Origin of the sequence: Brevibacterium pigmentatum (assembly GCF_011617465.1) — a bacterium.
Lineage (GTDB): Bacteria > Actinomycetota > Actinomycetes > Actinomycetales > Brevibacteriaceae > Brevibacterium > Brevibacterium pigmentatum.
Window position 1 is genome coordinate 803,880 of sequence record NZ_CP050153.1, and the last position, 20,289, is coordinate 824,168.

Consider the following 20,289-nt stretch of genomic DNA (forward strand, 5'->3'; position numbering starts at 1 on the left):
CCGGCCGGCCGGAAGAGTGGGGGACATGAATACGACAACACATTCGAAACGTCCCCTGTCCTGGCCGCTCATCGTCGGTCTGTCCTCTCTGGCGCTGCTGTGGCCGCTGACCGGACTGTGGCCCATCCTCGGTGACGGTGCCGTCCGCGCCCTCACTCTGCTCGGTCTCACCGGAGCGGTGTGGATCGGGACCGTCGGCTTCGCCCGCGTCGCTCGGCCCGTACTCACCCTGACGATCTGCGGCGCGGCGCACGGCTTCCTCACCCTCGCATTCGGCGGACTGCTCGCCGGGACCGAGCTGATCAGCAGCGGGCTGGCGGTGTTCATGGCACTCATCCCGAGCCTCGGAATGGGCGCCGGGATCGGCGCCCTCACCGGACTGGCAGCCTACGGAATCCAGGCGATGCTCGGGAAGCGGGAGCAACGATGAGACGGCGCCCGCACGCCTCGGTCGCTGCCGGGGCCGCTGTCGCGGTGGTCGTCGCGGTCGGGCTGGCTGCCTGCGGAGTGTCGACCACCTCGGTGACGGAGGCCGAGTTCACGAACGAACTGGCCATCCCGCCGTTGGCGGAATCGGCGGTCAATGGCGGAGTCCGCACCTTCGACCTCACCGCTGAGAAGGGGGCGACGGAGTTTCCCGGTCAGGACGGACCGACGGAGACCTGGGGATTCAATGGGTCATTTCTCGGACCCACCCTGCGGGCCGAACGCGGGGAGAAGATCGCCGTCGACGTCGCGAACGACCTCGACGAACCGACGAGCGTACACTGGCACGGGATGCATCTGCCGGCGACGATGGACGGCGGACCGCACCAGATGGTCGACCCTGGCCAGACGTGGAAACCGCACTGGACGATCGACCAGCAGGCCGCGACCCTGTGGTACCACCCTCATCCGCACGGGAAGACCGAGGACCACGTGTACAAGGGGCTGGCCGGGATGGTCATCCTCGACGACGATGCCAGCGCCGAGGCGGATCTGCCGGACGAGTACGGCGTCGACGATCTGCCGCTCGTCGTCCAGGACAAGTCCTTCGACGACGGTGAACTCGAGCTCAGCGACGACGGGGCCGAACCCGGGATGCTCGGCGACACCGTCATGGTCAACGGCACGATCGGCGGAGTGCAGGAAGTGACATCGGAGAAGGTGCGGCTGCGCCTGCTCAACGGATCGACGGCGAGGACCTACGCCTTCGAATTCCCCGATCGGTCGATGGATCTCATCGCCGGTGACGGCGGACTCCTCGACGAACCTGCAGAGGTCGATCGGCTGAGGTTGGCGCCGGGGGAGCGCGCCGAGGTGGTCGTCGATTTCACCGCGGGTGAGACGGTGCGGATGCGCTCGGCCGAGGTCGATCTCGGCGGGGTGGCGGTGCCGGCGACGATGGGCGGACATGATGCCTTCGACGTTCTCGAGTTCCGTGCGGCCGAGAAGTTGAAGTCTGCTCCCGAACCAGCGTGGTCGCCGTCGTCGCATGCTGAGGAGGACGCTTTGGATGAGTCCGAGGGAGCCAAGACACGGAAGTTCGTACTCGAGGAGCGTGAGATCAACGGTGAGCGGATGGACATGAACCGCATCGACGAGGTGGCCTATGTCGGTGACACCGAGGTGTGGGAGGTGCGCAGCAAGCAGCCGATCCCGCACAGCTTCCATATTCATGACGTGCAGTTCGAGGTGCTCTCGGTCGATGGGGAGACGCCGCCGGTGGAGATGAGCGGGCGGAAGGACACGATCTACCTCGAGCCGAATCGCGACTACCGACTGCTCATGCGGTTCGAGGACTTCGTCGACCCGACAATGCCGTATATGTATCACTGCCACATGCTGCTGCACGAAGACGAGGGCATGATGGGCCAATTCGTCGTCATCGAGCGAGGTCAGGAGGCAGAAGTCGGGGTGCCGGCCGGGCACGACGGGGCCGGGCACGAGCACTGAGGCGGAGGCAGTGCTCGTGCGCCATCGACAGAGCGGTCACACCGCGGTGTAGCCGCCGTCAATGAGGTAGTAGGCGCCGGTGACGAACGAAGCGTCGTCGGAGAGCAGGAACGATACGACCTTTGCAACTTCATCGGCGGTGCCCAGGCGGCCGAGAGGGTGCTTGGCCTTGAGTCCTTCAAGCGTTTCGGCGTCCAGGCTCGATTCGAGCAGGGGAGTTGTGATGTAGCCGGGGCCGACTGCGTTGATGCGCAAGCCTTCGGCGCCGTACTCGGCGGCGGCATTCTTCGTGATGCCGACGACGCCGTGCTTGGCGGCGGTGTAAGCGCCGTTGTTGATCGCGGCGACGGTTCCGTGAACCGAAGCCATATTGACGATCGCCGACTCCGCTGCGCCGTTCTCGAGCATTGCCGGGATCTGGAAGCGCATTCCGTAGAGGACGCCGTTGAGGTTGACGTCGATGACCTTGTCCCACGAATCGAGGTCGGTCTCGCCGACGGGCACCTGCTTGCCGCCGATGCCCGCGTTGTTCACGGCGAAGTTGAGTCCGCCGTAGGTGTCGACGGCGAACTTGACGACCTTCTCCGAGTCCTCCTTCGAGGACGTGTCCTGCTGGATTGCCGAGGCGGTGCCTCCGGCCTCGGTGACCTCACCGGCGACACGCTCGGCTGCCTCGAGGTTGATGTCGGTGATGACGACCTTCGCGCCCTTGGAGGCGAGGTCCTTGGAAATCGCCTCTCCGAGGCCCGATCCGCCTCCGGTGACGAGTGCGACCTTGTTCGTGAAATCTGCCATGGTGGTGACTCTCTTTCTCGAAAATCCTCGAGCCCAGCTGATGTGGCCCTCACCAGGCGTAACGAGGAAGAGTCGGAGAACATTCCGCTGTAAGTCGGCCTGTTCGGTCACACGGGGCATTGATCGAGGCCGGCAACAATGGTTAACTGATTGCAATCTGCAACTAGATTGATGATCGCGGCAGCTCGAGGGGGAGCGATGGGAAGAGTGGCATGGGGTTTCACCTGTTCGATCGACGGGTACATCGCCGGGCCGGGCCACGACATGTCGTGGCTCTCGGCGTCCGAACCGAACGCCGAAGGCACCACCGAGGGCATGGCGTCGAAGGTCGCCGTCATCATCTCCGGCCGCCGCGGCTACGACGCGGCCAAGGATCAGGCCGACGAACGCGATGAGCTGACGTCCGAGGCCTACGGGGGAGCCTGGTCGGGGACGGAGATCATCCTCACCCATCGTCCCGAGGAATTGGCCGGGGACGCCTCGGTGACCGCGATGAACTGCACCATCACCGAGGCAGTCGAGAAGGCCCAGCAGATTGCCGGTGACCGTGACATCCAGATCATCAGCGCCGATATTGCCCGGCAGGCACTCGAGGTCGACCTCATCGACGAACTCCAGGTCTACGTCGCGCCGGTCTTCCTCGGCGACGGAGTGCGGATCTTCGACGTTCCCGGCGGACGGCGAGTCGACTGGGAGCTCGAGACGATCGATACGGCGAACGCTCGCAGCTTCGGCCGGACGTACCGACCCAAGAGGTCTAGCCCTCCCGCCGACTGAGGTCCCAAAGGATCCGCAGAGCCTCCTCGTCGAACTCCTCACCGGAATCGACATCCGGTGAACCGCTCCTGACCTCGGCGTGGAGGCGTTCCATCTTCCGGTCGAGTTCGCTGGCCGCGTCGGCCGCCTCGGTGAGTTCGCCGACGAGACGTTCGGGAACGTCGCCGTCGAACTTGTAGTGGATCTTGTGTTCGAGGCTCGCCCAGAAGTCCATCGCGATCGTGCGGATCTGCACCTCGCAGATGACCGGGGTCGGCCCGCTGCGGAGGAACACCGGGACCTCGAGGATCGCGTGCAGGCTGCGGTAGCCGTTGGGCTTCGGATCTGCGATGTAGTCCTTGACCTCGACGAGGCGGACGTCGTTCTGCGCGGTGAGCAGCTCGAGGACGTGATAGGTGTCGGCGATGAAGCTGCAGGTGATGCGGATGCCCGCGATGTCGGTGATCTCCCGCCGGATGATCTCGGTGTCGAGCGGCAGGCCCCGACGATGGACCTTCTCCAGCAGGCTCCGCGGCGACTTCACGCGAGACGAGATGTGCTCGATCGGGTTGTAGCTGCGCGTGTGGACCGACTCCTCGCGCAGGATCGAGATCTTCGTGAGCACCTCGTCGATGACGAAGCGGTGGTGCATGATCAGCTGTGAGAAATCCAGGCGCAGCTGACGGATGCTCTCGATCTGCTGCGGTGTCAGAGCGGTCTCTGCTGGCGTCATCTCTCTCCCGATCTCCATTGTGGCCTCAGTGTATCGGCGCAACATCTGTTCTGCGTCAGTGCCGAGGAGTACCGTTTTGGCATGTGCAGAAACATCAGGACCCTCCATAATTTCGAACCCGCCGCCCCCTCCGACGAAGTCCACGCCGCCGCACTGCAGTATGTGCGCAAGATCGCCGGCACGACGAAGCCCTCGCAGGCCAATGCTGAGGCCTTCGACGCTGCTGTCGAGGAGATCGCCCACACCACCCAGCACCTCCTCGATGCGCTGGTGACGAACGCGCCGCCGAAGAATCGAGAGGAGGAAGCGGAGAAGCGGCGAGCCAGATTCGCGGCTCGCGCATGACGATCGCCGGACTTGTCCTCGCCGGCCTCGCCGCCGCCCTGCACGTCTTCATCTTCTACCTGGAATCCATCGCCTGGACGAGTCCACGTGCCCGCGCCACGTTCGGCACCACCGAGACCGAGGCCGAGGCGACGAAGTCCCTGGCCTTCAACCAGGGCTTCTACAACCTCTTCCTCGCACTCGCCGTGTTCATCGGCCTCATCGTCTTCGGCACAGGCGGTGCCGCGGTCGGTCTCACCCTCGTCTTCGTCGGAGCCGGATCGATGGTCGCCGCAGCGCTGGTGCTCGCGCTCTCAAGCCGTGAGCTGCTCGCCTCCGCGATCAAACAGGGCACTCTGCCGCTGCTCGGTGTGCTCTGCCTGATCGTCGGAGTGCTGATCTGAGTCGCGGCGATCCGGTTCAGCCGGCGAATCGATGATCGGCCGTGAGATCCTGCGTGATCCTCGCCGAGGCGGTCCGCAGGACCCGCATGATTGCGGGCACACCTTTCCGGTGCTCCGAATCGATGACGACGCCAAGCCCGGCGATCGCCGCCCCACCGGCATCGAAGACAGGAACCGTGATGCCTGTCGTGCCCTCATCGATATGGCCGGACAGCTCCGCGAAATGGTGAGACCGGATCGAGGTGAACATCTTGCGCAGAGCCGCAGGATCCGTTGTCGTCTTCTCCGTGATGGCAGACAGCGGCCCCCGCAGATACGCCTCACGCACATGTTTGGGCGCATACGCCAAGAGCACGAGTCCGCAGGACGACGCATGAGCTGGCAGTCGCCCGGCGGTCTTCGACCGGTGGATGACCGCATTCGGCGCCGACATGCGCTCGATGATGAGCACCTCGCGTTCCCGCAGGATGCCCAACTGCGTGTTCTCACCGACGAACTCGTGCACACCCATCATGTGCGGCCTGGCCACCGAAGCCAGACCAACGGCATCGGAGGCGCGGTTCGACAGCTCCCACATCCCGACTCCGATTCGGATGCGCCCATTGGGGTCGCGTTGGAGCAGATCGTGGCGCATCATCTCACCGATGAGTCGGTACGCCGTCGACTTCGGCAGTTCGGCGCGTTCGGCGATTTCGTCTGTGCTCAGGCTCTGATGGTCCGGGTCGAAGGACGCGAGCACGCGCACGAGCCGATCGATCATCGAGTCGCCGGAAGGAGAGTTCGCCATGCCTCGGATTCTAGCGGCTCTCCATCGAAATTCTCAATGAATGGGAGCGCTGTGGCTTCGGGTGGTGCGGGTCACTACTCTGACGAGAGGTGCACCACAGTCCTTCGTTGACTGTGCCCGTAGATCGGCTCGTTGCACGGAACCACAGACCTGACCCGCCCCGACAAAGAAGTGAGGACAGACAATGACTGATTTCCTGGGAACCGACTGGCACGAGAAGATCTTCACCGGCACCTGGACCGCCGGCTCCGGAGAGACCTACGACGTCATCGAACCGGCCACCGGTGAGACCCTCGGCCGCCTCGGTGCCGCCAGCGCCGACGACGTGAACACCGCCGCCACGCGAGCCGTCGCTGCACAGAAGGAATGGGCGAAGACCACTCCGGCCGAAAGGGCCGCAGTGCTGCGCCGCGCCGGTGCCCTGTGGGCCGAACACGCCGATGAGCTCGCCGGATGGATCATCCGCGAAGCCGGCTCCATCCCTGCGAAGGCCGCACTCGAAATCTCCTCCGCCGAAGCCATCTGCTACGAATCCGCCGCCCTGCCCAGCCACCCCAAGGGGCAGGTGCTCACCTCGAACGAACCCCGCTGGTCCTTCGCCCGCCGCGTGCCCGCCGGGGTCGTCTCCGTCATCGCCCCGTTCAACTTCCCCCTCATCCTCGCCATCCGCTCCGTCGCCCCGGCCCTGGCGTTGGGCAACGCGGTCCTGCTCAAGCCGGACCCTCGCACCGCCGTGTGCGCCGGAGTGGCGATCGCGAAGGTCTTCGCCGAGGCGGGACTGCCCGAAGGACTGCTCCAGGTCCTGCCCGGCGGTCTCGACGCCGGTGAAGCCGTCGTCGCCGCACCCGAGGTCTCCGTCATCTCGTTCACCGGCTCCACAGCGGCCGGACGCAAGGTCGGTGAAGCCGCCGGTCGCCTCCTCAAGCGCTGCCACCTCGAACTCGGTGGAAACAATGCGCTCGTCGTCCTTCCCGGAGCCGAGGTCGGTCCGGCCACCTCGGCGGGGGCCTTCGGATCGTGGATGCACCAAGGCCAGATCTGCATGACGACCGGCCGCCACCTCGTCCACGAATCCGTCTACGACGACTATGTCGAACAGCTGGCCGAACGCGCCCGCAATCTGCCGGTGGGCAATCCCGCCACCGAGGAGGTCGCAATCGGACCGATCATCGACGAGAAACAGCGCACCCACGTCCGCGACATCCTCGACAAAGCCACCGCCGACGGTGCCACGCTCGTCGCCGGAGGGCCGGGCGAAGGTGCCTTCGTCCCACCTACGGTGCTCACCGACCTCAGCCCCTCGAACCCCGCCTGGGCACAGGAGATCTTCGGACCCGTCGCCCCGGTGGCCCGCTTCTCCACCCTCGAAGAAGCCGCCGAGATGGTCAACGCGAGCGAATACGGTCTCTCCTTGGGCATCCTCGGCGATGTGGGTATGGCCATGGACCTGGCCGATCTCGTCGACACCGGGAAGGTCCACATCAACGAACAGACCGTCTCCGATGAGGCCAACGTCCCCTTCGGTGGCATGAAGGACTCCGGCAACGGATCCCGTTTCGGCGGGGCTGAGGCCAATATCGAAGCCTTCACCGAAACCCAATGGGTGACGATGCGCTCGTCCATCGCGCCCTACCCGTTCTGACCTGCACGACAACACCCCGGAGACACCGATGTCCGCAACCACCCCATCCGCATCCACCACCGGTTCCGCCTCGGCGGGCCGCTGGCCGGCCGTCCTGTGCTGGCTGGCTGTCGCTTTGGAGGGCTTCGACCTCGTCGTCCTCGGCGCGGTCATCCCCGAGCTGCTGGCCACCGAGGCTCTCGGATTCACCCCCGAGGCGGCCACGATGGTGGCCACGCTCAGCCTCGTCGGCGTCGGCCTCGGCGCCGTATCCGTCGGTCCCGTCGTCGACCGGATCGGACGGCGGTGGGCGATCATCGGCTGCGTCATCGGCTTCAGCGTCTTCACCCTGCTCGTCGCGTTCGCTCCGAACGTCGCACTGTTCACCACCTTCCGATTCATCGCCGGGCTGTTCCTCGGCGCCGTGATGCCCAGCGCGCTCGCCTACATCAGCGAATACAACAAGTCGGGTAAGACCGGAAAAGCCACGACGCTGACGATGACCGGCTACCACGCCGGCGCCGTCGCGATCTCCCTGCTCGCCGTCGCCTACTCCCACAACTGGCACCTGCTCTTCCTCGCCGGCGGAATTGCCGGCCTCGTCATGGTGCCCCTCCTGATCTGGAAGCTGCCCGAATCCGAGGTCTTCCTCATCGCTCAGGAACTCAAACGCAACCCCGCTGCCGCGCAGGCGGTGGACGCCGACGCTGCCGATCCGTCCGGCACCGTCGACACACAGGCGAAGACAGGAATGGCCGGGCTCTTCGAGGGCAAGCTGGCCCTGGTGACCATCGGTGTGTGGGCAGCGAGCTTCATGGGACTCCTGTTGGTCTACGGACTCAACACCTGGCTGCCGAAGATCATGGCCGACGCCGGCTACGAGGTCTCGGATTCGCTGGTCATGCTCTTCGTCATGAACATCGGCGCGGTCGTCGGACTCGTCCTGGCCGGCTGGCTGGCCGACAAGCACGGGACGAAGAAGATCGTGCTCATGTGGTTCGTCCTCGCAGCCATCTTCCTCGCCGCACTGTCGATTCCGATGACCAGCCAGGTGCTGCTCAACATCGCGGTATTCATCACCGGAGTCTTCGTCTTCTCCGCCCAGGTGCTCGTCTACGCCTTCGTCTCGGCCATCTACCCGGCTCAGGCCCGCGGCACCGCGCTGGGCATGGCTTCGGGCATCGGGCGGATCGGTGCCATCGTCGGTCCGTTCATCACCGGCGCCCTCGTCACCGCGGGCATCGCCTATCCGTGGGGCTTCTATCTCTTCGCTGTCGTCGCCGTGCTCGGGTTCGCTGCCATGGCGATCGTGCCGAAGTCGGTGCGCTGAGACCGCCGGCTTCGGTGAAGCGGCGTCAGTGGGGTTCGCTACGCTGAAAGCATGACTCGGTGGGTCGATGCCACGTTCGTTCGCGGCGGCACAAGCAAGGGACTGTTCTTCAGCGAATCCGCGCTGCCGTCGCTGAACGCGGGCGGGGACACGGCGGAGTGGGACACGATCTTCTGCCAGGCGATGGGCTCGCCCGATCCGTTCGGCCGCCAGCTCGACGGAATGGGCGGGGGAATCTCTTCTCTGTCCAAGATCGTCGTCGTGGCCGCCTCGGCGAGGGACGGGGTCGACCTCGACTACACGTTCGGTCAGGTCTCCGTCACCGAGGCGGCCGTCGACTACTCCGGCAACTGCGGGAATCTGTCGTCCGGGGTCGTGCCCTTCGCCCTGTCGGCCGGGCTGATCTCCGCAGCCGATGGATGGCATGTCTTCCGGCTGTTCAATACGAACACGCAGAAACTCGTCGACGTGGGACTGGGCGTCATCGACGGACAGGCTGACGTTACCGGCGATCTGGTGCTGCCCGGAGTCAGCGGAACAGGCGCACCGGTCGAACTCATCTACCCCGACCCGGCCGGCAGCCGCACCGCCGGACTCCTGCCGACGGGAAAGGCAGCCGAGTCCATCACCGCCGGTGGGGCGAAGTTCGACGTCAGCCTCGTCGACGCCACCCTGCCCGTCGTCATCGTCCCGGGCGCTGCGATCGGACTCAAGGGCACCGAATCTCCGGAGGAGATCGACGCGAACAAGCACGCGATGGGCACGATCGCGGACCTGCGCCGCAACGCCGCCGTGCGGATGGGTCTGTGTGAGTCACCGGAGGAGGCACCGGACGTCGTGCCGAAGGTCGCCGTGGTCACCGCCCCATCACCCACCCGACTGCTCGACGGAACGACCCTGGCCGCCGAGGAGGCCGACCTGCCCGTGCGGATGATCTCCATGGGTCAGACGCACAAAGCCGTGCCCGGAACCGGAGCCATGTGCCTGGCCGCGGCCGCGCAGATCCCGGACACGATCATCAACCGCATCGTCGGACGCTCCCGGCCAGGATCCGACACCGGGGACGAAGACAAAGAAGTCGGGCCGGAAGTGCGGCTGGCCACCCCTTCGGGCGTCGTCACGGCCGGTGCCGTCTTCGACGGAGACACAGTGGCGGCCACCTCACTCTTCCGCACGGCACGCGTGCTCATGCGGGGGCAGATGGCCGTCACCGACTAGGTGTCACCAGCCGTTGTGGCGACCATTCTTCCCGGCGTTCTTGCCTCCCGGGTGATCACCGTCGCGGCTGCCCCAATGGTTGCCGTTCTTGCCGCCGTTCTTCCCCGCGTTCTTTCCGCCGGGGTGGTCGCTCGAGCCGTCAGCGTCCGCGTCATTCCCGGCGTCTGCTCCGGCGTCGTCGTCCCCGCCTTCATCTGAGGAGTCGAAGAGGCCGACGACGACCGGATCATGATCGGAAGCCCGGAACTGGTCCGGAGCGAAGAGGTCGCTGACGTTGTAGTTGAAGCGGCTGTATTCGAGCGCCAGAGACTCGACCGAGTTGATGTTCCAGACATCGGCCCCGGTGACGGAGTCGAAGGCTGTCGCGCCCGTGCCTGCACCGTCGGCTTCGTCCGAGGCGTCGAGGGCGAGGACGTGGTCGAGGCTGCCGGTGCGCGAACCATAGACATACGTGGATTCGTCTGTCTTCTCCGCCGCGATGTCCTTGTACCCGGCCTCGTAGAAAACCTGCATCGGGTCTTCCTGAGTATAGGAATTGAAATCGCCGAGGAGGTAGACCAGGTCGCTGTTCGTTGCCTCCTGCTGGTCACCGGCGAACCCGACGAGCGCTTCGGCCTGCTTCACGCGGTCGGCGTTCGACGCGCCCTGACCGTCGCCGGAGTCCTCGTTGCCCGGACCTGAACCGGAGCCCTTGGACTTGAAGTGGTTGGAGATCGTCACGAAGGTCTTGTCCTTTTCGATCTCACCGGTACCGTCCTTCGGGGCGAACGCCTGGGACAGGGGCTCGCGGGCATTGGAGAACGCATCCTGATCGTCGAGGATCGTGGATTCGTTCTGCGGGGCCACCTCGGCGGGCTGGTAGATCAATGCCGTACGGATGACATCCTCATCGGACGGAACGGCGGCAGGGGAGTCGACGAAGTCCCATTTCTCGGTTCCGGCGGCCTCGTTGAGGCGCTTGACCAGGGTCGCCAGGGCATCGTCGCGGTCCTTGCCGAAGGCGGCGGAATTCTCGATCTCCATGAGCGAGACCACCGAGGCGTCGAGCTTGTTGATCGCGGTGACGAACTTCGTCTCCTGACGCTTGAGACTCTCCGCATTCGCGGCACCGCGGGCATCGCAGCCGCCGCGGACGGTGATGTGGTTGCCCTCGCGGTCGTCGTAGTACTGGCAGCCAGAGAGCTGGTCACCGGTGGTGGTGAAGTAGTTGAGGACGTTGAAGCTGGCGAGGCTGACCTGCCCGCCGACGGCTTCGGGGGCCTCGGTGCGAGTGTCGGTGAAGGTGGTCGGCTGGACCGCCTCGGCGTTGTCCCCGGTCAGACGGGTCGTCGGCTGGAATCGCCACTTCTCGTGATCGAAGCCGAGCACGACGGGGGAGGTGAAGCTCGCCTGCGCACCGACGCGGACCGGGTCCTTCTTGCTGAGGTAGGGCAGGGGGATGTCCTTGTCGGCCTTGAGGAAGTTCACGGTGGCGCCGTCGTCGAGGACGACCTCACGGTCGAGGTTCTCGGCTTCCAGAGCCTTTGCCTCGGGGGTGCCGGGGCGGTGAACGTCGGTGGGTTGGTCGAGCGTGCCCTCACCGATGGCGAGGACGACCTCGCCGTACGTATTCGTGTTGTAGTTGTCGGCCACGGTCAGCGATTCGCTGGGCTGCAGGAGCATGCCTTCGAGGGATTCGCGCTTCTCATCTCCGGCAGGAAAGGCGTCTTCGACGGGTTTGACCGCCTCGGCGGGTTCGTCGACCGTTTCGACACCGGACGCGGATACGGAGATCTGGGTCTGACCGTAGTGTTCGGATACGGTGCCGGTGACCTCGACGTGGTCGTCGATGCTGATATCGGCGACGGTGTCGGGGGAGTAGACGAAGATGCCGTCGGACGCTGCGCCGTCGGCACGGTCAGCTTCGCCGGTGCCCGGGGTCTGGATGTAGTAGCCGTTCAGCCCGCCCTCGGGGTAGGCGGCGGTGACGACACCGCGGGTGGTCACGGTCTTGCCTTGGAAGGGGCTGGCGTCGCCCGTGCCCTGGATGTCGGCGATCGGCGTGACGCCATCGGGAGTTTCGCCGTCGTCTCCGTCGTCGCTGCTGTCTGGCAGGGCGTTCGGGGTGGGGGCTGCCGACTTCCATGCGTCGCCGGTGAGCTGGATCGACTGGCCGCCGGCGGCAGTCGCACCGGTCGGTTCGGCTTCCTGGCCGATGACGGGTGCGGGGGTGAAGGTGTTCTTCGTGCCGGTGACGCCCTTGCCGTCGACGACGCCGCCGATCTGCTGGAAGTCGACCAGCTCGCCGTCATCGTCGATGACGAAGGCGCTCGAGCCGTACTCGCCGTCGGCGGCCGAACCGGCCTTGACGGAGTTCGTGATCGACACGTCGATCGCGACGGCACCGGAATCGCCGACCGTCGTGTCCTCGGGCACGGTGACGGTGTTCTCCTGCGCCTGGACGCTGCCGCCGCGTGTCACCGAACCGAAGGTCCACCCGGAGATGTCGGTGCCGGGGTCGGCGGCGACTTCGATGAAGTCGGTCGAGGAGGTGTAGGCGATTTCGGAGATGTGGATGTCGCCGTCTGCGGCGGCGTCTGTTGCGGCTACCGGTGCGAGGGGGAGAGCCAGGCCCGCAACGAGGCTGAGCGTCGCGGCGGAAGAGAGAGTGGTCGTGACTTTCATGGGAGCCTTTCGGGCGGATGAGCGGCTGTGCACATCGTGACGATCACGTGCGCAGTCCCTTGCACCCTAGCGGCTCACTCATCGACGACAGCGGCGAAGATGTGAACAACTTGTGAACAGTCGAACAGTCCACTGAGTGCCACGGGTGGCACTCATCCTACACAACCCGCCCTGCCCCAGAACTACCTGACGGCGGCCCAGCAACCTCGCGCGAGGTTGCTGGGCCGCCGTCAGGTAGCAATTAGGAGGTGAGGGTGGCGGCGAGCTCGTGGAAGTCGCGGCTCGGGTTGCCGAAGCGGTGCAAGGTCATCGACACCGCCTGCTCCTGCACGTAGTAGCGCAGCTCCACACGTCCCGATGTGGTCACCGGCTCATCGATGATCGCGACCTCCGGGCGAGGCGCGGCTGCGGCCAGCAGCTCGTCCTCGAACCGACCGAGCACGCGGATGCGAGCCCCCACGGTGTCGTCGTAGCGACCCTGGCCGACCATCTCGGCGAACTCGGCGGCAGTCTCGGTGCGGGCGGGAACACCGGCATTCGTCACGGCGATCTTCACTTCTGCGGGCACATCTTCGGCCACGGACAGCTGCACCGGCGAGTCCACCGTGCGGGCTGCGTGCAGGGAGCGTTCGAGGTCGAACAGGCTCGCCTCGGCGGTGACGCGCAGCGTCACCGGGCGGGGTCGGTACCGGAAGATGTTCGCCTCCGCACGCAGTCCCGTGTGGTCCTTCGCCGCACCGAATTCGGCCTCGAACCAGCGCTTGTCATCGGCCTTGGCCGCCTCGAGATCCTGGTTGCCTGCATCGGCGTAGTGGCCGAAGAGCATGAGGTAGTTCGGGCCGCCGGCCTTCGACCCCAGCCCGACCGAGGACTGCTTCCAGCCGCCGAAGGACTGCCGGCGCACGATCGCACCGGTGATTCCGCGGTTGACATAGGCATTGCCGACCTCGACGCGATCGAGCCAGGTGGCGACTTCCTCGGGGTCGAGGGAATGGATGCCGCCGGTGAGACCGAAGTCCACAGCGTTCTGGAACTCGATGGCCTCATCGAGATCCTTCGCATGCATGAGACCGAGCACCGGGCCGAAGACCTCGGTGAGGTGGAAGAAGGAACCGGGCTTGACCCCGTCCTTGATTCCCGGGCTCCACAGGCGCCCGGTGTCATCGAGCTGCTTAGGTTCGAGCAGCCAGGATTCGCCGGGCTCCAGCGTCGTCAGTGCCCGACGCAGCTTGTCCGAGGGATCCTCGGTCAGCGGGCCCATGGTCGAGGCGAGGTTCGAGGGCCAGTCGACGACCATCGACGAGGCGGCATCGATGAGCTGGCGACGGTAGCGCTCGGAATCGTAGGTCGATCCGACCATGATGCCCAAAGAGGCGGCCGAGCACTTCTGCCCGGCGTGTCCGAACGCCGAGTACACGAGGTCGGCCATGGCGAGGTCTCGGTCCGCCGCCGGGGTGATGACCAGTGCGTTCTTGCCCGAGGTCTCCGCATTGACGTGGAGTTCGGGACGGAAGGACTTGAACATCGCCGCGGTCTCCGAGGCACCCGTGAGGATGACCCGGTCGACATCCGGATGCGAGACGAGGTGCTGGCCGAACTCCCGCTCGACCGGAGCGCACAGCTGCAGCACGTCCTTGGGCACTCCGGCCTGCCACAGGCAGTCGACGATGAGCGCCGAGCAATGCGGGGTCGGCTTCGACGGCTTGTGGATGACCGCGGATCCGGCCGCCAGCGCCGCCACGGTGCCGCCGGTGGGGATCGCCACAGGGAAGTTCCACGGGGGAGTGATGACGACCATCTCATCGGGAGTGAACTCTGCACCCTCGAGGTTGTCGAGCTCGAGTGAATTCAGCGCGTAGTAGCGGATGAAGTCGATGGCCTCGGACACCTCTGGGTCCGACTGGGACGGCATCTTGCCGACCTCGGCCGCCTCGACGGCGATGAACTCGCCGCGACGGGCAGCGAAGATGTCCGCGGCCCGGTGAAGGATCTCGGCGCGACCGGCGGCGCCGAGGGCCCGCCAGTCGGCGGCCGCGGCGCGACCGCGGGCAATCATCTCATCGAGTTCATCCGTGGAATCGACCTTCGGCGCGTTCGGACGGTCGTCGAGGTAGCCGGGGGCGGTCGCCTCGGCGATGATGCTACGCACCCACTTCTGGTTGGCCGGCAGAGACGGGTCGGTGTCGGGTTCATTGAAGAACCGGGTCGGCGCCACGGTCTCGCCGAGTGTTTCGGTCGACCGGTTCTGGTGGCGGTTCGGGGCCGGTGCGGTCTCACCCTCGGCGTCGAGGATCGATTCGAGCTGGTTGACCGACGCGGTGAACCGGTCGGCTTCGCGCTTGAACACGTCGTTGCCGTTGGCGAGGTCGAAGATTCCGGACATGAAGTTCTCGGACGCAGAGTTCTCTTCAAGCCTGCGCACGAGGTAGGAGATCGCGACGTCGAACTCGTTCGGATGCACGGCCGGAACGTAGAGGAGGAGGTCTCCGACGTCCTCGGTCACGGCGGCGGCCTGCTCGCTGGCCATGCCCTGGAGCATCTCGAACTCGACACGATCGGTCACCGAGCGTTCGACGGAGAGGTGGTGGGCGAAGGCGATGTCGAAGAGGTTGTGGCCGGCCACACCGATGCGCAGGCCCTTCATCCGCTCCGGGGTGAACAGCCAGTGCAGGACCCGCTTGTAGTTCGCATCCGTGGACTGCTTCGAATCGCACGTCGTGGCAGGCCAACCCGCGATCTCGGCATGCACCGTCTCCATCGCGAGGTTCGCGCCCTTGACGAGGCGGACCTTGATCCCGACCCCGCCGTTCTCGACGCGACGGGAAGCGAATTCGCTCAGCCGCTGCACGGCACCGAGCGCATCGGGCTGGTAGGCCTGGATGACGATTCCGGCCTCGAGATCCTTGAACTCCGGTTCGGAGAGCAGGCGCGTGAATACCGCGATCGTCAGTTCGAGGTCCTGGTACTCCTCCATATCGAGGTTGACGAACTTCGCACCGGTCGGGGCTTTCGCGGCCTGCTGGTAGAGCGGACGGAGGCGGTCGACGACGTAGTCGACGGTCTCGTCGAAGGCCCACATCGAGATCTGCGAGGCCACGGAGGAGACCTTCACCGACACATAGTCGACATCGTCGCGGGCGAGCAGCCGGTGGGTCTGCTCCAGGTGGTTGTCGGCTTCGCCGTCACCGAGCACGGCCTCGCCGAGGAGGTTGATGTTGAGCCGGTGACCGTCGGCGGTGAGCGCGGCGACGGTCTTGCCGAACTGCTTGTCCCGGGCGTCGACGACCATATGCCCGACCATCTGACGCAGACGAGTGCGGGCGGCGGGCACGACGACCTGCGGGGCGATCTTGCCCAGTGCGGCACCGGCCTTGATCTGTGCGCGGTCGAGGTACGACATCGTCTCGGGCGTCAACTTGCCGACCTCGGCCAGCGCGTCGGCGGCGGCGTGGACATCGTCAGTGCGCACGACCCGATCGACGAACCCGACAGTGAAGTCGAGGCCGTTGTCGTCGGAGAGGACGGCGGAGAGGCGTTCGGCCGCGGGGTTCTTCGCCGTGGTCATCGACGTCGACACTCGCAGCCACCGGCGGACGGTGTCGATCGACTGGGCGGTGAGCGTGGCGAGGTCGGTTTCGGTGTGCAGCAACTGTGCTCCTTCGGTGCTCGGATTCTGTGCTCTCACGTATCGGCGCTGACCGTGGAGCCGGGGTGTGAGATCAGTATGCGCCGCCGAAATCCGGGGGTGAAGAGATGGAGTGGAACGCCGAGAATGTTTGAGTCAGAAGTCCTAAGATAGAGGGATGTATTCCGCTGAGTTCCGTCGTGACGCGGTGTCGCTGCTGACGACGTCGACCCTCGCCGAGGCGGCCGCGCGCACGGGAGCATCACCGTCGACCCTGCGTCGTTGGGCGAGCCGATCCGACCTCGCTGATCGTCCCCGCAGCGGCCGCCCGCCGATCCAGGAGACCGCCGATCGGGTGGTCGAAGCCCTCGTTGCCACCGCGGGGGCCAGGATCTCCGGACGGGACTATTCGACTCGTGCCCTGGCCGAGGCGACGGGGTTGAGTCAGAGCATCGTCTCCCGGTCGGTGCGGGCGCTGACGGTCCCCGTCGCCGAGGTGGCCGGTGCCTCGGAGCTCATCCTCGCGGCCAGCGGGTTTCCCCTCGTCATCGTCGGCGTTCGCAGGAACGATGCAGGTGGGGGCGGCCCTCGCGGAGAGTCCGCGACCATCGTGCCGCCTCGGCGAATTCAGCGGCGCATCGCGGGAATCACCGCGGCCCTGCGCACCGCAGGCGTCGGGCGGTGGGCGCAGCGTTTCGACAGCGAGCATCGGCAGGTGCCCACCGCCGAACTGCTCGCCCTGCTCGACGGTGATGGTGACTTCCTCGTCTTCGACCCCCTCGGCGAGGTTCCTGACGACCTCTCCGGCGGGGCGGGAACCCGGGTGAGGGCGTGCGCGGATTTCGATGATTTCGTCAGCGCACTCAAGACCCGCCTCGGCGAGTGTCAGGACATCCCCGGGTCCCTGCTCGATCTGCTCGCCGACCGCGTCCGGAACGGACTCGAAGGTGTGCTGTGGTGGGAATCGGCCCCGTACGAGCCTCGGAAAAGTTCTATTACTTCTGACTCAATGGAGATATCGTCGTGGCTGCCGAAGGAGACCCGATCGATCACCGAGCATCTGGCGATCGCGCTGCGCGAGGAGATCATCGACTCCGGATATGAGCCGGGGGACCGGATCAATCCGCGCCTGCTCTCCCGCCGAATGCAGGTGCCCAGGGCCTCGGTCGATGCGGCGCTGCGAAGGATGGTCGATGACAAACTGCTCGACGGATCCCGCGGCGGCGCGCGGATTCCTTTGATCACGACCGTCGACGTGCTCGACCTCTACGCCGCACGCATGGCCATCGGGGAGGTTGTGCTCAGGTCCCTGGCCCTGCGTCCGCAGCGCTACCTCGTGCCCGTGCAGCTGGCTCTGCGACAGGTCGAAGCCTCGGCGCCGACGCGCAGCGGAATCGATGTCGAGGACGCCGACCTCCACTTCCAACAGGAGCTGGCCCGTGCTTCGGGCCTGCGGGAATCGGCCCGTGCCTTCGAAGCCCTGACTCTGCGGCTGCGCCTGTTCATCTCCATCTTGCAGCTCGACTATTCTCCGGCCAGCGACCGCATCGTCAGCGACGATCGGGCCATGTTCCGTGCGCTCAGTCGGGCGGATGCGAGGACGGCGATCGAGGTCTGGCGCGGCAAGGTCGACAATGCGGTGAGACATATGGCCGGTCTGCTGGGCAGGCGGCGCTTCGACCAGGAACTGTGGACTCAGCTGACCCGCAGCCTCGGATGAGTACGGAAGCCGGGTCCCGCCTCGGCGGAGGTCGTGGTCTATATTTGTGCCGTGGACACTTTGGTTGTGGGCGTGGCCGGCGGAACCGGCAGCGGAAAGACGACGCTGACTCAGGCGCTGTTGGACAAGTGCGAAGGACCGCCGTCCGTGCTCTTCCACGACAACTACTACAAACGGCGCGACGAGCTCACCTACGAGGAGCGCGAGAAGGTCAACTACGATGATCTCGATGCCTTCGACAATGACCTCTTCGTCGACCATCTCACCGCATTGCGGAACTCCGAAGCGGTCGACAGCCCCGTCTACGACTTCTCGATCCACAACCGCAGCGACGAGACGACGCGCGTCGAACCGGCGCCGGTCATCATCGTCGAAGGCATCCTCATCTTCGCCGAACCGCGCATCTGCCGGCTGCTCGACATCAAGCTCTTCGTCGACACCGACGCCGATGTGCGCCTGCTGCGCCGGATCAAACGCGATGTCGTCGACCGTGGGCGGACGCTGCAGTCGGTGGAGGACCAGTACTTGGGCACGGTCAAGCCGATGCACGAACTCTACGTCGAGCCGTCGAAGCGCAATGCCGACCTCATCATCCCCGATGGCGGCCACAACATCGTCGCCATGGACATGATCCTCAACCGTATCCAGCGCGGAGTCGGCTGAAGCTGAAATAGGATCTGACCTGGCCGTACTGGGTCCTTCGGGGCCGTTCGCGAAGTCGTGTCAGCGCCGACGGGTACCGTTTTCATATGGACGTCGACACCGCACGGGAACCAGCGCCGGTTCCGGATCCGCTGACCGAGATCATTCGGTTCGGTGAGCTCCTGCGCGGTCTCGACCCAGGCGGCACCGAGGCACAGACACTCGAGCGGATCACTGCGCTCGAAGAGCTCAAGTCTGCCGTCGTCGCCGCACAGTCGCGGGAGGCAGTGGCGTTCGAAGCGCTGCGCATCGAGCGGGACCGGCTCAACCGGGTGCCCGCGCTCGACTGCGGAAAACGTGCCGGAGACGAGGTCGGGCTGGCGAAGAAGGTCTCGCCCGGATCGGGGCGGAAGTTCCTCAGCACCGCCCGCTCGATCGTCATCGGCATGCCCAATACCTTCAAAGCCCTGTCCAAGGGGAAGATCTCCGAGGACAAGGCACGGATCATGGTCGACGAAACCGCGGTCCTCGACGCTGCCGATCGGCGCAGAGTCGATACGCGGATGAAGCGCAGTCTGGAACCGTCAGGGCTGCGGAGCCTGCGTGCCGAAGTGCGGGCGCTCAGTACGGAGATGGACGCCGAGGCGGCCGCGAAGCGGGCAGCGAAAGCCGTGACCAATCGTCGCGTGACCATGACCGTGATCGACGACGGGATGGCCAGGATCTCTGCGATCCTGCCGCTTCCACAGGCCGTCGCCGCCTATGAGAGCCTCAGAGCCGGTGCCGAGTCGGTCACTGCCGCCGGTGACGCAGGCGGGCGGAATCGCCAGCAGGTGCTCGCCGACGCCTTCGTCGAACGTTTGAGCGGCCAAACGAGTGCGACGGCGGTGCCCGCGGAGATCCATCTGCTCGTCGAAGCCGAATCCCTGCTCTCTGACGGGCTCGTACCCGCCTGGCTGCCCGGGTTCGGACCGCTGCCGGCGAAGACGGCACGGAAGTTCATCGCCGCGAACGAAGCAAAGATGTTCATCAGCCGGGTCTTCACTCGCCCCGATGACGGGCAGCTTGTGGGGATGGATGCGAAGAGTCGGGAATTCACCGGCCGACTGCGGCAGATGATCACCTTCCGCGACGATGTGTGCCGGACACCGTGGTGCGATGCGCCGATCCGGCATGCCGATCACGCCGTTCCCGTTGCCGCTGGCGGAGCCACCACCTGGGAGAACGGTTCAGGGCTGTGTGCATCCTGCAACTACGCGAAGGAACATCCCGGGTGGAAGCACGAGGCGACAGCCGAAGGGCTTCGCGTCACCACGCCGAGCGGACGATCCTACGAGGTGACCACTCCCGCGGTGGTCCGCCGCATGCGGTTCCCGCGTCCCGAAGCAGTGTCCGAACCCGGAAAATCGCCGCCGGAGACCGATTGGAGGCAGACCTTCTCCCGATTCCTCGAACCGCAGCGAGATGAACAGACACCGCGGGACGAGTCGCCTCCGTCGGGTGAGGAACCTCGTACACAGAGGGAGTTTCCGATCGAATTCCAAACGATCGCCCCGAGCTTCGTCCTGCCCGACCAGCTGCCGCCACGGTACTGCACCCGTGCCGAGAAGATCGCCGAGTGGCGCAGACGCAATGCGCACCGGCGGCCGACCGCAAGGGACTGCGGAGGCAGCTCGGTCGAGCAGGAATTGGTGCAGGCTGTCTACGGGTCGGACTGAGCCACGAGTCGGATCTG

At 65.8% G+C, this 20,289-nt stretch carries 16 protein-coding genes; 11 read left to right on the forward strand and 5 right to left on the reverse strand.

Annotation, left to right across the window (positions count from 1 at the left end; all coding sequences use genetic code 11):
• The first annotated feature begins 25 nt into the window (after window positions 1-25).
• Complete coding sequence (locus GUY30_RS03495; protein WP_167194115.1) at window positions 26-430, forward strand: DUF4175 domain-containing protein; 405 nt, start codon at window positions 26-28, stop codon at window positions 428-430.
• On the forward strand, window positions 427-1,935 hold the full coding sequence (locus GUY30_RS03500) for a multicopper oxidase family protein (RefSeq protein ID WP_167194117.1): 1,509 nt from the start codon (window positions 427-429) through the stop codon (window positions 1,933-1,935). The genes GUY30_RS03495 and GUY30_RS03500 overlap by 4 nt, the downstream gene beginning before the upstream one ends.
• A 36-nt stretch (window positions 1,936-1,971) precedes the next feature.
• Here GUY30_RS03500 and GUY30_RS03505 read toward each other — a convergent pair whose 3' ends face one another.
• Window positions 1,972-2,730, reverse strand: coding sequence for an SDR family NAD(P)-dependent oxidoreductase (locus GUY30_RS03505; RefSeq protein WP_167194120.1), 759 nt, complete (start codon window positions 2,728-2,730; stop codon window positions 1,972-1,974).
• A gap of 198 nt (window positions 2,731-2,928) precedes the next feature.
• Here GUY30_RS03505 and GUY30_RS03510 point away from each other — a divergent pair, with 198 nt between their 5' ends.
• Window positions 2,929-3,507, forward strand: a complete 579-nt coding sequence (locus GUY30_RS03510) for a dihydrofolate reductase family protein (RefSeq protein ID WP_167194121.1) — start codon at window positions 2,929-2,931, stop codon at window positions 3,505-3,507.
• Here GUY30_RS03510 and GUY30_RS03515 read toward each other — a convergent pair.
• Window positions 3,488-4,219, reverse strand: a complete 732-nt coding sequence (locus tag GUY30_RS03515; RefSeq protein WP_167194123.1) for a GTP pyrophosphokinase — start codon at window positions 4,217-4,219, stop codon at window positions 3,488-3,490. The genes GUY30_RS03510 and GUY30_RS03515 overlap by 20 nt on opposite strands.
• Before the next feature lie 81 nt (window positions 4,220-4,300).
• Here GUY30_RS03515 and GUY30_RS03520 point away from each other — a divergent pair, with 81 nt between their 5' ends.
• Both GUY30_RS03520 and GUY30_RS03525 read left to right on the forward strand, forming a co-directional pair.
• Window positions 4,301-4,564 (forward strand): DUF2277 domain-containing protein, encoded by a 264-nt coding sequence (locus tag GUY30_RS03520; RefSeq protein ID WP_167194125.1) that lies wholly within the window; start codon window positions 4,301-4,303, stop codon window positions 4,562-4,564.
• Window positions 4,561-4,947 carry a DUF1304 domain-containing protein gene (locus tag GUY30_RS03525; protein ID WP_167194128.1) on the forward strand — a complete coding sequence of 129 codons (387 nt, stop codon included), beginning with the start codon at window positions 4,561-4,563 and terminating at the stop codon, window positions 4,945-4,947. Before GUY30_RS03520 ends, GUY30_RS03525 begins: the two co-directional genes overlap by 4 nt.
• A gap of 16 nt (window positions 4,948-4,963) precedes the next feature.
• On the opposite strand, the gene GUY30_RS03530 is transcribed toward GUY30_RS03525, so the two are convergent.
• Window positions 4,964-5,734, reverse strand: a complete 771-nt coding sequence (locus GUY30_RS03530) for an IclR family transcriptional regulator (RefSeq protein ID WP_167194130.1) — start codon at window positions 5,732-5,734, stop codon at window positions 4,964-4,966.
• A 184-nt stretch (window positions 5,735-5,918) separates the two neighbouring features.
• Between GUY30_RS03530 and GUY30_RS03535 the strand changes: the two genes are divergently transcribed.
• Genes GUY30_RS03535 through GUY30_RS03545 form a run of 3 tightly spaced genes read left to right on the forward strand, consistent with a single transcriptional unit; the run spans window position 5,919 to window position 9,903 of the window.
• Window positions 5,919-7,376, forward strand: a complete 1,458-nt coding sequence (locus tag GUY30_RS03535) for a benzaldehyde dehydrogenase (RefSeq protein WP_167194132.1) — start codon at window positions 5,919-5,921, stop codon at window positions 7,374-7,376.
• A 28-nt stretch (window positions 7,377-7,404) separates the two neighbouring features.
• Window positions 7,405-8,685, forward strand: a complete 1,281-nt coding sequence (locus tag GUY30_RS03540) for an MFS transporter (protein WP_167194134.1) — start codon at window positions 7,405-7,407, stop codon at window positions 8,683-8,685.
• A gap of 51 nt (window positions 8,686-8,736) precedes the next feature.
• Entirely contained in the window at window positions 8,737-9,903 is a 1,167-nt protein-coding gene (locus tag GUY30_RS03545; RefSeq protein WP_167194136.1) for a PrpF domain-containing protein, read from the forward strand.
• 3 nt (window positions 9,904-9,906) lie between these two features.
• Here the strand turns inward: GUY30_RS03545 and GUY30_RS03550 are convergent, their stop codons facing one another.
• Both GUY30_RS03550 and GUY30_RS03555 read right to left on the reverse strand, forming a co-directional pair.
• Complete coding sequence (locus GUY30_RS03550) at window positions 9,907-12,567, reverse strand: ExeM/NucH family extracellular endonuclease (RefSeq protein ID WP_167194137.1); 2,661 nt, start codon at window positions 12,565-12,567, stop codon at window positions 9,907-9,909.
• Between the two features lie 241 nt (window positions 12,568-12,808).
• Complete coding sequence (locus GUY30_RS03555; protein WP_208091481.1) at window positions 12,809-16,216, reverse strand: bifunctional proline dehydrogenase/L-glutamate gamma-semialdehyde dehydrogenase; 3,408 nt, start codon at window positions 16,214-16,216, stop codon at window positions 12,809-12,811.
• A gap of 154 nt (window positions 16,217-16,370) precedes the next feature.
• On the opposite strand from GUY30_RS03555, the gene GUY30_RS03560 reads away from it, so the two are divergent.
• The 3 genes from GUY30_RS03560 to GUY30_RS03570 all read left to right on the forward strand — a co-directional run bounded on the left by GUY30_RS03560 (window position 16,371) and on the right by GUY30_RS03570 (window position 20,272).
• A complete protein-coding gene (locus GUY30_RS03560; RefSeq protein ID WP_167194139.1) occupies window positions 16,371-17,912 on the forward strand; it encodes an FCD domain-containing protein in 1,542 nt (513 codons plus the stop codon).
• 51 nt (window positions 17,913-17,963) lie between these two features.
• Window positions 17,964-18,575, forward strand: coding sequence for a uridine kinase (gene udk / locus GUY30_RS03565; protein WP_228281660.1), 612 nt, complete (start codon window positions 17,964-17,966; stop codon window positions 18,573-18,575).
• Between the two features lie 86 nt (window positions 18,576-18,661).
• Window positions 18,662-20,272: an HNH endonuclease gene (locus GUY30_RS03570; protein ID WP_167194143.1), complete on the forward strand. Its 1,611-nt coding sequence runs from the start codon at window positions 18,662-18,664 to the stop codon at window positions 20,270-20,272.
• The last annotated feature ends 17 nt before the right edge of the window (window positions 20,273-20,289 follow it).

Bases quoted from the DNA above. Each gene is read 5' to 3' on its own strand.
- GUY30_RS03520 (WP_167194125.1), top strand. From the start codon at position 4,301: ATGTGCAGAAACATCAGGACCCTCCATAATTTCGAACCCGCCGCCCCC.
- GUY30_RS03500 (WP_167194117.1), top strand. From the start codon at position 427: ATGAGACGGCGCCCGCACGCCTCGGTCGCTGCCGGGGCCGCTGTCGCG.
- GUY30_RS03535 (WP_167194132.1), top strand. From the start codon at position 5,919: ATGACTGATTTCCTGGGAACCGACTGGCACGAGAAGATCTTCACCGGC.
- GUY30_RS03515 (WP_167194123.1), bottom strand. From the start codon at position 4,219: ATGACGCCAGCAGAGACCGCTCTGACACCGCAGCAGATCGAGAGCATC.
- GUY30_RS03530 (WP_167194130.1), bottom strand. From the start codon at position 5,734: ATGGCGAACTCTCCTTCCGGCGACTCGATGATCGATCGGCTCGTGCGC.
- GUY30_RS03510 (WP_167194121.1), top strand. From the start codon at position 2,929: ATGGGAAGAGTGGCATGGGGTTTCACCTGTTCGATCGACGGGTACATC.
- GUY30_RS03540 (WP_167194134.1), top strand. From the start codon at position 7,405: ATGTCCGCAACCACCCCATCCGCATCCACCACCGGTTCCGCCTCGGCG.
- GUY30_RS03550 (WP_167194137.1), bottom strand. From the start codon at position 12,567: ATGAAAGTCACGACCACTCTCTCTTCCGCCGCGACGCTCAGCCTCGTT.
- GUY30_RS03525 (WP_167194128.1), top strand. From the start codon at position 4,561: ATGACGATCGCCGGACTTGTCCTCGCCGGCCTCGCCGCCGCCCTGCAC.
- GUY30_RS03545 (WP_167194136.1), top strand. From the start codon at position 8,737: ATGACTCGGTGGGTCGATGCCACGTTCGTTCGCGGCGGCACAAGCAAG.
- GUY30_RS03570 (WP_167194143.1), top strand. From the start codon at position 18,662: ATGGACGTCGACACCGCACGGGAACCAGCGCCGGTTCCGGATCCGCTG.
- GUY30_RS03495 (WP_167194115.1), top strand. From the start codon at position 26: ATGAATACGACAACACATTCGAAACGTCCCCTGTCCTGGCCGCTCATC.
- GUY30_RS03560 (WP_167194139.1), top strand. From the start codon at position 16,371: ATGTATTCCGCTGAGTTCCGTCGTGACGCGGTGTCGCTGCTGACGACG.
- GUY30_RS03505 (WP_167194120.1), bottom strand. From the start codon at position 2,730: ATGGCAGATTTCACGAACAAGGTCGCACTCGTCACCGGAGGCGGATCG.